This is a genomic window from Pseudomonas sp. GW821-FHT04D07 (assembly GCF_059420225.1).
In genome coordinates this window covers 351958-367510 of the sequence record NZ_JBWKTH010000002.1, presented here as the reverse complement: position 1 = coordinate 367510, position 15553 = coordinate 351958, and the positions used below count along the sequence as shown (strand labels likewise).

General features: G+C 61.2%; 10 protein-coding genes and 1 pseudogene. 1 reads left to right on the top strand and 10 read right to left on the bottom strand.

Translation table 11 applies throughout. The features are described 5' to 3' along the window. Positions 1–159 precede the first annotated feature (159 nt). The 4 genes from AC07T0_RS05250 to AC07T0_RS05235 form a co-directional block, all read right to left on the bottom strand. Positions 160–390: a hypothetical protein gene (locus AC07T0_RS05250; protein WP_495000166.1), complete on the bottom strand. Its 231-nt coding sequence runs from the start codon at positions 388–390 to the stop codon at positions 160–162. Between the two features lie 69 nt (positions 391–459). Beyond that, the gene (locus AC07T0_RS05245; protein WP_495000165.1) at positions 460–729 is read right to left on the bottom strand and encodes a hypothetical protein; all 270 of its coding nucleotides are present in this window, start codon (positions 727–729) and stop codon (positions 460–462) included. Then, positions 726–5168, bottom strand: a complete 4443-nt coding sequence (locus AC07T0_RS05240) for an RHS repeat-associated core domain-containing protein (RefSeq protein WP_495000164.1) — start codon at positions 5166–5168, stop codon at positions 726–728. The genes AC07T0_RS05245 and AC07T0_RS05240 overlap by 4 nt, the downstream gene beginning before the upstream one ends. Before the next feature lie 254 nt (positions 5169–5422). Continuing rightward, positions 5423–5761, bottom strand: coding sequence for a hypothetical protein (locus tag AC07T0_RS05235; RefSeq protein ID WP_495000163.1), 339 nt, complete (start codon positions 5759–5761; stop codon positions 5423–5425). A gap of 226 nt (positions 5762–5987) precedes the next feature. Here AC07T0_RS05235 and AC07T0_RS05230 point away from each other — a divergent pair, with 226 nt between their 5' ends. Then, positions 5988–6422, top strand: a complete 435-nt coding sequence (locus AC07T0_RS05230) for a helix-turn-helix domain-containing protein (RefSeq protein ID WP_495000162.1) — start codon at positions 5988–5990, stop codon at positions 6420–6422. Here AC07T0_RS05230 and AC07T0_RS05225 read toward each other — a convergent pair. The 6 genes and pseudogenes from AC07T0_RS05225 to AC07T0_RS05200 all read right to left on the bottom strand — a co-directional run bounded on the left by AC07T0_RS05225 (position 6388) and on the right by AC07T0_RS05200 (position 15476). Further along, on the bottom strand, positions 6388–6792 hold the full coding sequence (locus AC07T0_RS05225; RefSeq protein WP_495000161.1) for a PIN domain-containing protein: 405 nt from the start codon (positions 6790–6792) through the stop codon (positions 6388–6390). The genes AC07T0_RS05230 and AC07T0_RS05225 overlap by 35 nt on opposite strands. Before the next feature lie 141 nt (positions 6793–6933). Beyond that, positions 6934–7119: pseudogene (locus AC07T0_RS05220) on the bottom strand (hypothetical protein); the annotation flags it as partial. A gap of 428 nt (positions 7120–7547) precedes the next feature. Beyond that, a complete protein-coding gene (locus tag AC07T0_RS05215) occupies positions 7548–8696 on the bottom strand; it encodes an ankyrin repeat domain-containing protein (protein ID WP_495000160.1) in 1149 nt (382 codons plus the stop codon). Next, positions 8697–13082, bottom strand: coding sequence for an RHS repeat-associated core domain-containing protein (locus AC07T0_RS05210; protein ID WP_495000159.1), 4386 nt, complete (start codon positions 13080–13082; stop codon positions 8697–8699). It abuts the gene before it with no gap. A 12-nt stretch (positions 13083–13094) separates the two neighbouring features. Further along, the gene (locus tag AC07T0_RS05205; RefSeq protein ID WP_495000158.1) at positions 13095–13529 is read right to left on the bottom strand and encodes a DcrB-related protein; all 435 of its coding nucleotides are present in this window, start codon (positions 13527–13529) and stop codon (positions 13095–13097) included. A gap of 15 nt (positions 13530–13544) precedes the next feature. Beyond that, positions 13545–15476 carry a type VI secretion system Vgr family protein gene (locus tag AC07T0_RS05200; RefSeq protein ID WP_495000157.1) on the bottom strand — a complete coding sequence of 644 codons (1932 nt, stop codon included), beginning with the start codon at positions 15474–15476 and terminating at the stop codon, positions 13545–13547. Positions 15477–15553: the final 77 nt, after the last annotated feature.

The window sequence follows — 15553 nt, the reverse complement described above, 5'->3', positions numbered from 1 at the left end:
CTCCCCCCCCCCCCCCCCCCCCCCCCCCCCCCCCCCCCCCCCCCCCCCCCCCCCCCCCCCGCTCCCACATCAGATACGTGTTCCGCCATCAAAATAGTGTCGTGCCCAGCCTTTTTGAGAGCCGGCTGGTCGGGGCGATGTTCCGCGGCGATGGCGGTCTCAGGGTTTCGGCAGGGCTGCCAGGCAGGCCGCGGCCGCATCGACCACCGCTTCCAGCTGGCTCTCCATTGTGTGGGAAAAGTCGCCATATTGGGCCGTGGCCCGGCAGGTCGAGAGCCTTTCCAGGGGCTCGCGAACGTAGCCTGCGACTCTGAGTTCAGCAGCCTTGTCGATGAAAAACTGCACGGACTCGTTGCGGCTTTTCTGCAACTGCGCGATCAGCGTGTCCAATGCGCTCAATAAAGCGTTCAATGGCATACCAGGGGACGGCAGGTTCGAGGCGCTCTGGTCACGCCACGGTCATGGGCGTCGCTGGCGATTGAGCAGCTTTTCGAAGTGAGTAATGAGATCGGTCCATTGCGGGTAGGTCATGCCGTCGATGAAAAAGTCCCCCAACCATTTGGGATGGCAGCGCATCGTCAGGTTCTTGATCGCTTCGTTGCGCTGGCTGTCGCTGCTAGCCGGGTCCAGTACGATGTCTACCAGCGCCTGGATTTCATCGGCCTCGTCTTCATAACCCGAACGTCTCAGCAGATCGCAGAGGGTGTCGTTGCATTCTTTGAGGTTCATAGCCGTTCCGTTGCTCCTGAATATCGTCCGCCAGCGGTGACGACTTGCCATCCGCCGCCGACCTTGTCCGCGCCCCATTGTGGTTGTGGCGCCACTCGGCCTTCCAGCAGGACCTGGTCGCGGGTGAGGGCGACCTGGCCCTCGTGGACCGCACTGTTGCTGTTGGGCAATGCCAGGTTCGCGCGCCTGTCCGCGGCGGTCGCGCCCGCCGACCCTCGGGTGACATAGATTTGCGAAGCGGTACCTGGTTTGTGCTCGGTGATGGTGAACACATCGCCTTTCTTGCCTCGGGTGGCGTAGATCTGCCCCTGGAAGCTGTCGACGGTTTCACGCTGGATTTTTTGGTTCAGCCCCCGGCTTTTCAGCAGCTTGCGCGCGGAGTTACGGGTAATCGGCACTTTACCCGAAGGGCCACAGCTTAGCCCCAGCGGGTCGATCCACGTCAGCGGATTTGGCGCATAGGCATACAGATTGATGCCACCGGTCAGGCCGATCGGGTCGGGCGTGGTGAAGCGGCCGATATCCGGGTCATAGAAGCGGAAGGTGTTGTAGTGCAGGCCGGTTTCCCGGTCCAGGTACTGCCCCTGGAAGCGCAGGTTCTGCTCTTCCAGGTAATACGGCTCGCGGGTTTCGCTGACGGTATTGCCCCAGACCCGGTAGCGGGCCTGCCAGACCACATGGCCGTCGTTTTCCGTCAGTTGTTCGGGCAAGCCGCTCGGGTCATTGTGGTAATAGCGGACTTTCTGCAATGCGCCACCGCCGTCGACCCGGGCCAGTGGCTCGTGGCCGTCGTCCGCGTAAAGGTAGAGGCTGCTCAGGCTGTGTCGGTGCTCTTGCAGCAGGCGCAGACCGTCCCAGGTGAAGCGGGTTTCGCCCAAGGGGTAGCCGTGGCTGTCGTGCTCGCTCTTGGCGATGCGCCGGCCCAGCGGGTCGTAGCTCATGCGCACCACGGTATCCCGCGCGCCGTCCTGGTTGCGCACCTCGATCAAGCGGTGTTCGGCATCGTAGGCGAAGCGCTGGACCCGATGACTGCCGCTGCGCTTCTCGATCATCCGGCCGAAGGCGTCGTAGCGGTAGCGTTTGTCCTGGTAGGTCAGCAGCTTGTTATGCAGCACCCGGCCACCCTGGGGGCCGTCCAGCAGGTTGGCGGCGGCATCGTAGGCGAAGGTCTCGTTCTGGCCCTGGACGCTGTCCTGGCTGGCGACGATGCGACCGCTGGCGTCGTGGTGCATCAACTGCCGATGGGTGCCGCCGGGCTGTTGGTCGAGGCGGCCGACCAGGTGATCGGCGGGGTCGTAGTCGAAATGTTGCTGCGTTGGCGCGGGCAACGCCGAGGGTTGGTTGATCGGGCGGCGCAGGCGCGAGCGCAGGCGTCCGGCGCGGTCGTATTCGCTGCGGGTGTCGAGCTGACCTTGGGTCCGCAGCACCTCGCGGTGCAGGCGGTCGCGCTCGAAGTCGCTGATGACCCGACCGTCCAGATTGATCTGGTGCAGATGGCCGCTGCCGTAGTACAGCCGATTGAGCCAGCGGCCATCCGGCAACTGCGTCTGGATCAGATTGCCCAGTTCGTCGTAGTGATGCTGGAGGCTGCCCGCCGAGCTTTGTTCTTCCAGCAACTGGCCAAGGGCGTCGTAGGCGAAGCCCAGGCTCTGTGCCTGGCCGTCATTGTCGGTAAAGGTGACTGCCGTCAGTTGATCCAGCGCGTCGTAGTTGTATTCGGTGCGGCCATCGTCGGTGATTTTCGCTGTCAGGCGTCCGGCAACGTCGCGTTCGAGGTGATGGACAATCGGTGCGACCGGCGTTGCGGGGACCACCGCCAGGCCGCTGCCATGGGGTGCGGGCAGGGTATCGACGCGAGTGACATCGTTCCGGGCGTTGTAGGTGTAGCGGCGGGCACTGCCGTCCAGGTCCTGCTGTTCCACCAGGCGGTCGCCGGCATCCCAGGCGAAGCGATAGCTTTCGCCGTTCTCATTGGTCAGCGCCTGCAAGCGTCCATAGGCGTCGTAGCTGAACTGCACCTGCCGACCGCTGGCATCGATGCGCTGGCGTACCTGGCCGCGACGGTCGTAGCGGTAGGCGGTGGTCTGTCCGGCCGGGTCGGTGTAACCGATCAACTGGCCATCGGCGTTGCGCTGGTACTGGTGCGTGCGGCCGTCCGGCAACTGGCTGCTCAGCAGGCGGCCCTGGGTGTCGTAGTCGTACTGTGTGCGCTCGCCCAGGGCATCGGTGACGGTCCGCAACAGGCCGCGCTCGTCGTAACCCAGGCGCGTCGGGTAGCCGGAGCAGTCGATATGTTCGAGCAACTGGCCGAGGGGGCTCCAGCGCAGGGTTTTGCTTTTGCCGCTGGCGTCGATGATCTCGACGGTCTGCCCCTGGGCATCGACGCGATAGCGGGTGACGTGCCCCAGCGGATTGGTTTCCTGGATGCAGTTGCCACGGTTGTCATAGCGGAACTGCCAGCTGTTACCCGCTGCGTCGGTCTCCACCAGCGGCAAGGCCCAGTGTTCCAGCCACAGGGTCGATTCGCTTCGGCCCAACGGGTCCTGGGTGGTGCTCAGGTTGCCGGCTTCGTCGTAGCTGAATTGGTATTGGCCGCCCTGGGGATCGGTGGCGCCGAGCAACTGGCGTTCGTCGTTCCACTGGAACTGCCAGGTCTGGCCGAGGTTGTCGGTGTATTCGGTGATCTGGTGTTGCGGGTTCCAACGTCGGGTGCTGGTGCGCTTGAGGTTGTCGGTGACGCGGGTGGTTCCGGCGGCCATGTCGTAGTCGAAGGCATACTCATCGCCCTCGTCGGTCCAGTGTCGCACCACTCGCCATTCGCGACCGTCCACCTGTGCCCACTGATAGAAACAGCGCAGGCCGACGGACAGTTGGTGCTCGACCAGCCGCTGCCCGTCGTCGTAGGCGAAGCGCCGTTGTGCATGGCCGGTGGCATCCAGCACCTGTGCCAAGTCACCGCGCAGGTCGTAGGTGTAGCTCACCAGCAACTCGTTCGGGCGGTCCGGGTACCGGCGCTCGATGCGGCTGACCCGGTTCGGCCATGTGTCGCTATAGATCAGTTGGGCCTGGACGAGATCGAAGGTGTCGCGCAGACGAAGCAGTCGCCCTGACTCGTCGTAGTCGAGATAGATCCGGTTGTCGTTGCGGTCACCCAGTTGCGTCAGGCGCAAATGAGTCGGCTCGCCTGGCAGTGCTTCGAAGAGTCGATAGAGGCCGTCGTCGCTTTCGATCAATAACTGACCATTGCCATGACGACGGACACTCAAGCCTTCACCGGCACTGAACACTGCGCCGCCCAGCGCTATCGAGCCCATGTCGATACGCCGGGCCTGTTCGTCGGTGTAGATCAGCCGTTCGCCGCCCTCGGGGTGTGCTTCGACCTGTACGCTGACTTCATACGACACGCTCCAACCCGCGCCGAACAGGCCGTTGTGACGCTCGTCGCGGCTGTTGTAGAAGCGTTGCCAGTCCAGGCGCAGCAGCCCCGGCAGGGCGAAGTCCAGATCGTCCAGACCACCCAGCACCTTGGCGCCGGTGGCGGCGTGCACCGGGTTTGGCGAACCGGCGATGGCATTGGTCAGGGCGCCGATGGCCTGGCTGGTGACAAAGGAATTGACCCCGGCCATCAGCATGCAGGGCAGGTTGCTGAGGAACTTGCCCTTGCTGCCCTTGAGCATCATCAGCGCGGTAATGGCCAAGCCGACGCCGGGCGTCTTGCCGCTGCGGATCTCGCGCACCACCACCGAACCGCCGCCGATGGTGACGTTGGGCGAGATCAGTCCCGAGGAGACGACGGTGGCATCGCAAGTACTGCGGTCGCCACTGCGCACGGCGGGTTGGCCGTTGATGCTGACTTTTTTCGAACCTTCGGCGAGAAACTGCGGCGGCATCGGCGGATGCTTGGTGCAGGTCACCAGGTCCAGTGGCTTGGGCACGACACCGGGGGCGGGCGTTGCCACTGTGGGTCGCCACATCTGGGCGAAGAAGCCCTTGGCGATATCCAGGTAGCTGGCTTCCTGGGGCGGCTCTTCGCTGTCGGGCGTACCGGCCGCTTCCACATGGGACGGCAGCGCGCCGGCAGCGCGGGCGGCGGGAATCGAGTTGATCAGGGTGTCGGTGGAGCCGCTGAGGATCGTCGCCTGCACCGTGGGCGGAAATAGCGCGTTACCGATGCCCTCGCACAGCTTGCTCAGGCCCTTGTCGGTGCCGGTCTTGCTCATGGCGACGCCGACGACCACCCCGATCACCGCGCCCAGCACGCAGGCCCCGAGCCCGCCGGTGGCGACGGTGAGCCCGGTGGCGGCGACCACGGCGGCGGTGGCCAGTGCGGTGATTGCCACGTTGGCCGCGACCTCGAGCACGCCGCCGAGAATATCGGCCATCATCGAGGTATGGGACAGCGCATCGCCCAGGCGGGCAGCCCAGAGCGGGTCAGACATGAAAGGTCATCGACAAGTGGTCCATCATCAGGTCAAGAGCGGTGCGGAGTATGAATGATCTGATGTTGGCGGGAAATTATTCCTACTGTGATTGTGGTGGTGGATCACAGTTGTCGAGCAAATAGCGGGCACACGCCCTCACAAACGCCGCGGCCCTTTTGTAGGAGCCAGCTTGCTGGCGATGGCGACCGGACAGATGGTGCAAGATGTACTGGCCTCATCGCCAGCAAGCTGGCTCCTACAGGGGCTGCCTTTCAGCCCGCGCTCACCTGGGCCAACTGCAACGGCGCGTGCCTCTCCCCGGCCTCCTTGAGCAGTCCATCGACCTTCTTCAGTGCCGTCAACAAGCTCCCCACGCTACGGGCACTGAGCCGCACGCCATCGGTGAAGGCCTTGTTGATCGAGACCATGACACTGGAAACGCTCTCGTCCGCCTGCGCCTCCAGCAAGTTGTCCCGCAGGTGAGTGATCAGCTCCTTGAAATGTGGATCGTCCAGGGAAAGGGGGGCTTCCAGATCGTGCTTCTTCAGGGTGCTGATCAGCAACCCCAAGGCCACGCTGGCCCGCATCAACGCTCTTTCTCGTGCATCCATTCGCTGTCTCCTGTGTCGAGGTCCGGCTCTAGTGACGACTCAAGGATAGACCACGCTGAGGATGGTGCTTTTGACGGGGCGGGTGAGCGACGACTGGTCTGGTGGTAGCACTCTGCACCAGAGCGTTTCATTGTTTTTCCGATGGGGCCGCATGGGGTGTAGATCACTTAGGATGATGGCTTGGATTTTGAAAAGTATCTGATGCTCATAAAGGATATTTCCCCCCATGTTTGAAAAGCAGAACGATCAAGTAGTGACCTCGGCCCGGTTGTTGTCTGCATGCCATGAAAAGATCAAAGATGACAGTGATCTTAAAGATCGAATGGCATTAATTGATGAACTTTACTCACATGCAGGCAGTGAGGATCATGCGGCTGCACGTTTTGCCGAGTTAGTGGTTGATCGTGTGTATGAGTATGAAGCTGAGACGGTTTTGATTCCTGGTTCTTCGCAATCGCAAGCGTTGGCCTTTTTGATGGAGGAACGAGGGATCAAGCAAATGGAACTCTCTACTATTGCGAGTCAAACTGTAGTGTCTGAAATTTTGAATGACAAAAGAAATATGACCGTTGCACAGATGAAAGGGTTTTCCGAGTTTTTCAGCGTTCCTGCTGGATTTTTTATGCTTATGAACGGGAAAGAAAAATCCGATGGTGAGTAAAGTTTTCTGACCGCAGTCCCCGCTCTAATGCGGCGATATGCAGGTCCAGATCGACCGTCAGTATCAGCCCAGAGTCTGCGGGGAGTTCGAGTATCCCTGCGTCAGTCAGGCCGAGCTTGAGGAAATGGGCCGATTTGGATGTCGTGATCGACTCAGGTCGATGCTCAGTCGCTGATGCTATGAAAGCTGCCAGCAAGTGGCGAATATTATGCTTATGAGGTTCAGATGTGTACCACAGCAGGTTGCTGGCTTCGGTTGGCACGCTTGTAGTGACAACGATTTCATGGTCATCAATAAACAACATAAGGATTTCAAAATTCTCCGGGCTATAGTCGCCAAGCCTTTCATCAGCTCCAATGCATTCAGCCAAAATGATGCATTACTAACCAGTAAAAGCTACTCGGAGCAGTGATCCCGGTAACGGTCTGAAAAAAAGCAGCTTGATCGTTACCGGAATTTTCAGGGGATACGGATCAGGCTCTGATTACCCGAGTCTCCTCATGTCCAGGCGCTACAAGGGCGATGCAGGATGAGACGGGGGCGAGCCTTCCAGCAACGCATCCACCACCGCCCGAGCGACTTCCACCGAATGCAGCATGCCCCAGAACAGCGCCCGTTCGACGGGGTTGGTATGCAGGCTGATTTCGTCGCCATTGAGTTCAGCCGTTTCGAGCAGTCGCGAGACGTAGGTCAGGGACGTCAGAGATTTTACGCAGGTATACCGCTTTGCCGGCTGCGCTAGGTGCTTTGCGAGTGAGAGGCAGATTGGGGGTAATGTTATTTGTCATTGTTAGGCTCCTTAAGCAGCCGCTTTTGCGACGCTGTGTGCCTATTCACAACCGGGCTGCGAACCCCGTATCGCTGAGTTTTCAGCGACAGGAAAACTGTAGCTTATTACTGGCGGTGCGGGCGATATCCCTCATGCGCAGAAGTGCGTGGGAAATATGAGGTTTTTTGGTGGGATGCTTCATCTGCTAGCAACGGGTGGGAGAGCATGGTGTCGGATTGGTAAATTTGTGAGTTTTCAGAAATAAGTACGCGACGGAGATCAATGGCTAGATTGCATAAAAACGCAATATCTTTCAGGGTCTCGGTCGCATACTGATCTTATAGTTACTAAAAATATCATTCAGTAATGGCGGCTGGAATGGCTAGCTTAGCCCAGCTTGCTGCGCGCCTGCTGCCTGCCAATGCGGCGAGCGCAGCTTCATCAGGTGCCCCTTTTTTGGTGAATTTCAACGGCGCCAGCACGTACAGCATGACTTTGTCCTCATCGGGTATTGGTTCGTTCGAGGAGTCTTTGTTCCAAACTTTATCAACAGTGACCAATGCATCAATATCTGCTGGCCACCCTAGGTCCGAATAGGCGGGGTCAGTTCGCCGAATGAGCTGCCCTTCTTTCAATGAGCCGTTTTCAAGCGTTTCGTTTGCCAGTCGAGACAACATTTGAGTAGGAAATGCCCACGTGCTGTCGGTGTTGAGGCCAGAGCGGGTCAACGGCCAATCCCCGGGCAAACAGAAAAAAAGCTCTGTCCTGGGAGACTGGTTGAACAGTCCGACAGTAAACAACAGCTTGAATTTATTCTTGCTGTCGATGCAGCTGATACGCAGATCAACGTTTTTTATAGTCGTTACGGGGCTTACTTGAGCGGGCAGAACCCAGCCGGCGGTGTTGTGAACAAAACTGACAATGGCGCCACCATATTCGCTCCCAGGCTCGCGGATAACGTCCATCACGCTCACGGCGCCGTTATCTTTCAGGATCGATGCAATACCTGGAAAATCCCAGCTATTGGCGATGTCCAGAGGCGTGGTGTTGAGCCTGCTGTGGAGCCGGTTGATATCGGCGCCCCGCTTGACCAGAAATTCGACCACTGCCTGATGCCCGGAAACAACAGCCTCTATGAGAGGTGTTGTGACACTTGTCGGCCAACCGTCGATTCTCGCTCCCGCATCGAGCAACCATTTGCATGCTTCCAAATGGCCGTTGCGCGCCGCACCGGATAGCGGTGTGGTATCGCCTGAGCTGGTGGCAGGGGTATCCAGGGCGATACCCATGGTGACCAATAACTCACAGATGTCTATGTGGCCGCTTTCTGCCGCCAAATGCAGCAGGGTTTCGTGTCCCGGTAGCCCATACAAGGGGAGACCAAGCAGGTCTGGATGCTTTTCCAGTGTCGCTTTGACCGCAGATGTTTTGCCTGCCTCTATGGCGGCATGCAGCTTGGAGATGACCGCTATATTGTTTTCATAAATCTTTTCCGAGTCATCCATTTAGAATGTCCCTCCCGTCATTTGCATGCCCATTCTTTTCAGTGCGCTCTCAATGCTTGGGGTTCCGCCGCTGTCAGCCTTCTGAAGAATCTCGAAAACTTTTTTCGCACTCGCAACAGAGTGGTTGCCCCCACCATTCTGTGCCCATGTGAAGTTTCTCGGGTCATCGTTCAGCCCGATTTTGTGTTTTGCCAATATTTTTTGCGCGCCGGTGATGTACTGCTGGTTTTGTGCTTTCCAGGTGCGGGGGGCTTTCTCTCGGACGATGTGATGGTAATGGGGTTTGACCATTCCTTTTGGTGCAGGGCCCATTGCTTTCTTTTGTGCCGAACTCAGGCGACAGACTTCCCATCCCCACGGATCCACCCATCCCGACGGATTCGGTGCGTACTGGTAAAGATTGAACCCACCCATCAACCCAATCGGATCCGGCGTGGTAAACCGCCCCACATCCGGATCATAAAACCGGAACGTGTTGTAGTGCAGCCCCGTCTCCCGGTCCAGGTACTGACCCTGGAATCGCAGGTTCTGTTCCTCGATGTAGTACGGCTCACGTATCTCTTCAAGGGTGTTGCCCCAGACCTGATACCGCGCCTGCCACACCGTGGCGCCATCGGCTTCGGTCAATTGCTCGGGTAGGCCATTGAGGTCGTTGTGGTAGTAACGAACCTTCTGCAACTCCCCGCTACCATCGACCCTCGCCAACGGTTCATAGCCGTTATCGGCATACAGATACAGGCTGGTCTGGCTATTGCGGTGTTCCTGCAACAAGCGCAGGCCATCCCAGGTAAAGTGCGTTTCGCCCAGCGGATAGCCGTTGTTGTCGTGCTCGGTCTTGCCGATACGCCGCCCCAGCGGATCGTAGGTCATGCGCACAACGGTTTCCCGTGCACCGTCCTGATTGCGTACCTCGATCAACCGGTGTTCGGCGTCATAGGCAAAACGCTGCACCCGATGACTGCCGCTACGCTTCTCGATCATCCGCCCAAACCCATCGTAGCGATAACGCTTGCCCTGATAGGTCAGCAGTTTGTTGTGCACCACCAGCCCAGCACTGGCTGATGGGCCGTCCAACAGGTTTGCAGCGGCATCGTAGGCGAAGGTTTCGCTTTGGCCCTGCACGCTGTCCTGGCTGGCGATGATCCGACCCGTCGCGTCGTAGTGCAGCAACTGGCGTTGGTCACCACGGGGCTGGCGGTCGAGGCGGCCGATCAGGTTGTCGCTGGGGTCGTAGTCGAAATGCTTCTGCGCTGGGGCCGGCAGTGCTGATGGCTGGTTGGACGGGCGGCGCAAGCGCGAGCGCAAACGTCCAACACGGTCGTATTCACTACGGGTGCTGAGCTGGCCCTGGGTCCGCAATACCTCGCGGTGCAGACGGTCGCGCTCGAAATCGCTGATCACCCGACCGTCCAGGTTGATCTGGTGCAGATGCCCGCTGCCGTAGTACAGCCGATTGAGCCAACGGCCATCCGGCAACTGCGTCTGGAGCAGATTGCCCAGTTCATCGTAGTGATGCCGCAGGCTGCCCGCCGCGCTCTGTTCCTCCAGCAACTGGCCCAGGGCGTCGTAGGCGAAGCCGAGATTTTGTGCCTGGCCGTCGTGGTCGGTAAAGGTGATGGCGGTGAGTTGGTCCAGCGGATTGTAGGCATACTCGGTGCGGCCATCGTCGGTGACCTTGGCGATCAGCCGACCCACCGCATCGCGTTCCAACCGATGAACGATGGGCGCTACCGGCGCTGATGGAACCAGCGCCAGGCCACTGCCAAATGGTGCCGCAACGTATTCCACACGGGTGGCGTTATCCAGCACGTCATAGGCATAACACCGGGCACTGCCGTCGAGATCGCGTTGTTCGGTAAGGCGGTCGCCGGCGTCCCAGGCAAAGCGATAGCTCTCGCCGTTTTCATTGGTCAGCGCCTGCAAACGCCCATAGGCGTCATAGCTGAACTGCACCTGCCGGCCATGGGCATCGACGCGCTGGCGCACCTGGCCGCGACGGTCGTACTGATAGCCGGTGCTGTGCCCGGCCGGATCGACATATCCCGTCAGTTGGCCGCTGCCATCGCGCAGGTACTGTTCGACGCGACCGTCCGGCAACTGGCTCTGCAACAGGCGACCCTGGGCATCGTGCTGGTAGGTCACGCGCTCGCCGAGGGCATCGGTGACGGCCTGCAGGTGACCGCGCCGGTCGTAGCTGAAGGTGGTCGGCGATCCCGAGCAATCCACATGGCGAATCAACTGCCCGAGGTCGTTCCACTGCAAGGTTTTGCTTTTACCCGTGGCGTCGATGATCTCCACCACCTGGCCCTGGGCGTCGAAGCGGTATTGGGTAACCCGCCCCAGCGGATCGGTTTCGTGGGTGCAGTTGCCGCGTGGGTCGTAGCGGTATTGCCAGCTGTTGCCCGCCGCGTCGGTCTCCACCAGCGGCAACGACCAATGCTCCAGCCACAAGGTCGACTCGCTGCGCCCCAGTGGATCGACGCTGACGCTGAGGTTGCCCGCTTCGTCGTAGCTGAATTGATGCTGCCCGCCCTGGGGATCGGTGGCGCCGAGCAACTGGCGTTCGTCGTTCCACTCGAAGTGCCAGGTGTGGCCGAGGTTGTCGGTGTATTCGGTGATCTGCTGCTGGGGGTTCCAACGACGGCTACTCACCCGCTTCAACCCATCTGTGACACGGGTGATGCCGGCCTTCAGGTCATAGTCGAAGACATATTTGTCACCGTCATCGGTCCAGTGCCGGACCACCCGCCATTCAAGGTTCTCGACCAGCGCCCACTGATAGAAACAGCGCAACCCCGTGGGCAACTGGTGCTCGACCATCCGCCGCCCGTTATCGTAGGCGAAGCGCCGTTGCACCTGGCCCAGGCTGTCGCGCACTTCGGCCAGGTCGCCGATGCTGTCGTAGTCATAGCTGACCAGCACCTCGCGCTGTTGATCGGGGTACAGCCGTTCGATCTGGCTGACCCGCCGGGGCCACTGGGCGCTGTAGATCAGGTCCAGCTGCACCAGATCGAAGGTGTCACGCAGCCGGATCAGCCGACCAGACTCGTCGTAGTCGAGATAGAGGCGGTTGTCGTTACGGTCGCCCAACTGGCTCAGGCGCAGGCTCGAAGGATCGGCCAGGGTCGGTTCGAACAAGCGATACAAACCGTCATCGCTCTCGATCAACAGTTGCCCGTTGCCGTTGCGCCGCACGGCCAGGCCTTCTCCCGGACTGAACACCGCGCCGCCCAAGGGGATGGAACCCATGTCGATACGCCGGGCCTGTTCGTCGGTGTAGAGCAGCCGTTCACCGCCTTCGGGATGCGCTTCGATACGCACACCGATTTCATAAGGCAGGCTCCAGCCCGTGCCGAGCAAGCTGTCGCGACGCTCATCGCGGCTGTTGTAGAAACGCTGCCAGTCGATGGGCAGGATACCGGGCAGGACAAAGTCCAGCTCGTCCGCGCCACCGAGTACCTTGGCGCCGGTGGCGGCATGCACCGGATTCGGCGAGCCGGCGATGGCGTTGGTCAGCGCACCGATGGCCTGGCTGGTGACGAAGGAGTTGACCCCGGCCAACAGCATGCATGGCAGGTTGCTGAGGAACTTGCCCTTGCTGCCCTTGAGCATCAGCAGCGCGGTGATCGCCAGGCCGACGCCGGGCGTCTTGCCGCTGCGGATCTCGCGTACTACCACCGAACCGCCGCCAATGGTCACGTTGGGCGAGATCAGTCCGGCTGAAACCACACTGGCATCGCAGGTGCTGCGGTCCCCGCTGCGCACGGCGGGCTGGCCGTTGATGCTGACCTTCTCCGAACCCTCGGCGAGAAACTGCGGCGGCATCGGCGGATGCTTCATGCAGGTGACCAGATCCAGCGGTTTGGGCACCGCACCGGGTGCCGGAGTTGCCACCGTGGGCCGCCACATCTGCGAGAAAAAGCCCTTGGCCATATCGAGGAAACCCGGCTCCGCAGCCTCGGCGGGAGCGGCTTCTTCGCTCTCGGGCGTGCCCGCCGGGGCAACATGCGACGGCACAGCCCCGGCAGCGCGGGCGGCGGGGATCGAGTTGATCAGGGTGTTGCTGGAGCCGCTGAGGATATTGGCCTGCACCGTGGGCGGGAAAAGGCTGTTGCCGATGTCCTCGCACATCTTGCTCAGGCCCTTGTCGGCGCCGGTCTTGCTCATCGCCACGCCGACGATGACCCCGACCACCGCGCCCAGCACACAGGCTCCCAGCCCGCCAGTCGCGATGGTGATCCCGGTGGCGGCGACCACGGCAGCGGTGGCCAGTGCGGTGATTGCCACATTGGCCGCCACCTCCAGTACGCCGCCGAGGATATCGGCCATCATCGAGGTATGGGACAGTCCATCGCCCAGCCGGGCGGCCCACAGTGCGTCAGACATGCATGGCGCCCGTCACACCACCCGGTCGAACTGCAGCGATTGCTTGATCGTCGCCCAATGCGCGGCTTCGGCATCCCCCAGCTTGTCGGCCTTGACGTAGCTCAGGGCGAGCATCTTGCGGGTGCCCGGCAACACCAGCGCGAGCTGGTACTGGAAGACCTTCTCCGCACCCTTGCTGAACTGGCTGCGCAACTCGATGCCTTCCACTGACTGATCCGCGCCCAGGCGCACGGCCTGGCCCGGCTGGTAGCGCAGTTCCTGGACCTGCTGTTCCAGGCGCTTGAGCTGGGCGTCGAAGTTGCTTTGCAGGGTTTCGCCGTCGGCCAGCTGGCTGCGGCTGACGATCAGCGAAGTCCCCAGCTGCGGGAACTTGAGGATATTGATCGAGGCGTCCAGCAGCTCGCTCTCGGGCAAGGCGAACTGGAATTCATTGAGGCGGTAAGTCATGGCTCGCGGATCTCATTATTTGGGCTTGGGGAACATCGCCTCGACGCTGGCGTCGATGCTGCCTTTGACGCCTTGGCCTTCGGGCGACGCGCCGGGGCCGCCACCGTTGTTCAGATGCAGGGTGCCGCCGGTGTTGAACTCGGCATCGCCCGAGGCATGAAAGCTGATCTGCACGCCGCTGAGGTTGATCTGGCCGCTGGCATTCAGCTCCAGCACGCTTTCACCGCAGACCAGGCGCAGGTTTTCGCCGACCTCGATGACGTAGCTCTGGCTGATGCTGTCGGTCTTTTTGCGGCCGACCACCAGGATGTCGTCGTCCTTGACCGCGCGCAGGCGCATCGAGCCGATGCTTACTGTCTCGTTGTGGCCCACGCTTTTGTTGCGGTCGTGGCCCACCGAGTGACTCTCGTCGACCTCGACCACGATGTCCTGGTTGCGCTCGGCATGAATGTACAGCTGCTCGGCGCCTTTCTTGTCTTCCATGCGGATTTCGTTGAAGTTGGCCGGCGTGCCGCCCTTGCTCGAACGGCTTTTCATGCCGCTCTGGGTCGCATTCGCGGGCAGGTCGTAAGGCACCGTCTGTTCGGCGTTGTAGACCCGGCCGGTGATGATCGGCCGGTCGGGGTCGCCTTCGAGGAAGCTGACGATGACTTCCTGGCCGATCCGTGGGATCTGCATTGAACCCCAGTTCTTGCCGGCCCAGGCCTGCGACACGCGAATCCAGCAGGAGCTGTTTTCGTTGGACTGGTCGTGGCGGTCCCAGTGGAAGTGCACCTTGACCCGGCCGAATTGGTCGGTCCAGATTTCCTCGCCGGCCGGGCCCACCACCACGGCGGTCTGCGGCCCTTTGACGGTGGGTCGCGCGGTATTCGCCAGCGGGCGGAAGCTCTGTTGCGCGTCGATGCAGCTCAGGCTGCTTTCGAACTGCGCGCCGGCCGCTGTCGCGCCGGACTCCAGGTTTTCCTGGGCAATGTAGTAACGCGCGCCGACGATCAGGTATTCGCGGTTCTGGTCCTGGCGACCGAAGCCGGTCAGGCTGAACAGGTGCCCGGAACCCAGGCCGCGGGCGTTGCCGTTGAGCTCGACGCGCTCATGCAGGCTCTGGATCGCTTCGATGCGGGTGCGCGCGTAGTGCTCGCCGTCCTGGCTCTGCACGTAGGTGCCGGGGTAGTCGTACAGCGGATAGTCGCCGGCGGTGTGCGGGCGTGGCATCGCCGAACGCACGTCGATCCGCGCGCTGGGGCGCTGGAAGTCGTAGTCGTTGAGTTCCAGGGAGCCGGGTTGGACTTCCTGGGCCAGGTGCCAACCGTTGAGGTGATCGCGTTCGCGATGCTGGCCGTCCGGCGGGTAGTAGGGCAGGGATTCGTAGCCCGGGGCGCTGTGGTGGGCACCGTAGGCGTCGGCCAGGACCAGTACGTGGCGGTCCTTTTCATGACGGAAGTAGTAGTAGATGCCTTCCTGTTCCATCAGCCGGCTGACGAAGTCGAAGCTGCTTTCGCGGTATTGAACGCAGTATTCCCACTCGCGATAGGGCTGGCTGAGGGCGTCTTCGAAGTCGGAGAAGCCGAGGTCGCGGAACACCTGCTTGATGATCTGCGGGATGCTCTGGTGCTGGAAGATCCGACAATCGGAGGTGCGGGTCAGCAGCCAGAGCCAGGGCCGCAGGGTCACCGAATAGCTGGCGAACTGGCCCTGGCTGACGTTCTGGCTACAGCGCGCGACGATGCCGTGGAAGTAGCGCTGGCCGCCCTGGACCTGCAACGACAGGCTCATGGGCTTGCCCAGCAACTGGTTGAGGTCCAGGGCGCCGTCGTTGGAGGTCAGGTGCAATTCGTAGTCGAACAGCCGCCCCAGCTCCTCGCCGCCACCGAAGTCCTTGAGCAGCAGGACATCCGGCCCGAGGGGGCTGTTGATCTGGGCCAGGCGGGTGGCTTGTGTGAATAGCATTGGTTATCTCTGGGTATTGTGGTGTTCGGGCGGGCCTCTTCGCGGGCAAGCTCCGCTCCCACAGTGTCTGTGTCGTT

Bases quoted from the DNA above. Each gene is read 5' to 3' on its own strand.
- AC07T0_RS05245 (WP_495000165.1), bottom strand. From the start codon at position 729: ATGAACCTCAAAGAATGCAACGACACCCTCTGCGATCTGCTGAGACGT.
- AC07T0_RS05240 (WP_495000164.1), bottom strand. From the start codon at position 5,168: ATGTCTGACCCGCTCTGGGCTGCCCGCCTGGGCGATGCGCTGTCCCAT.
- AC07T0_RS05235 (WP_495000163.1), bottom strand. From the start codon at position 5,761: ATGGATGCACGAGAAAGAGCGTTGATGCGGGCCAGCGTGGCCTTGGGG.
- AC07T0_RS05230 (WP_495000162.1), top strand. From the start codon at position 5,988: ATGTTTGAAAAGCAGAACGATCAAGTAGTGACCTCGGCCCGGTTGTTG.
- AC07T0_RS05215 (WP_495000160.1), bottom strand. From the start codon at position 8,696: ATGGATGACTCGGAAAAGATTTATGAAAACAATATAGCGGTCATCTCC.
- AC07T0_RS05210 (WP_495000159.1), bottom strand. From the start codon at position 13,082: ATGTCTGACGCACTGTGGGCCGCCCGGCTGGGCGATGGACTGTCCCAT.
- AC07T0_RS05205 (WP_495000158.1), bottom strand. From the start codon at position 13,529: ATGACTTACCGCCTCAATGAATTCCAGTTCGCCTTGCCCGAGAGCGAG.
- AC07T0_RS05200 (WP_495000157.1), bottom strand. From the start codon at position 15,476: ATGCTATTCACACAAGCCACCCGCCTGGCCCAGATCAACAGCCCCCTC.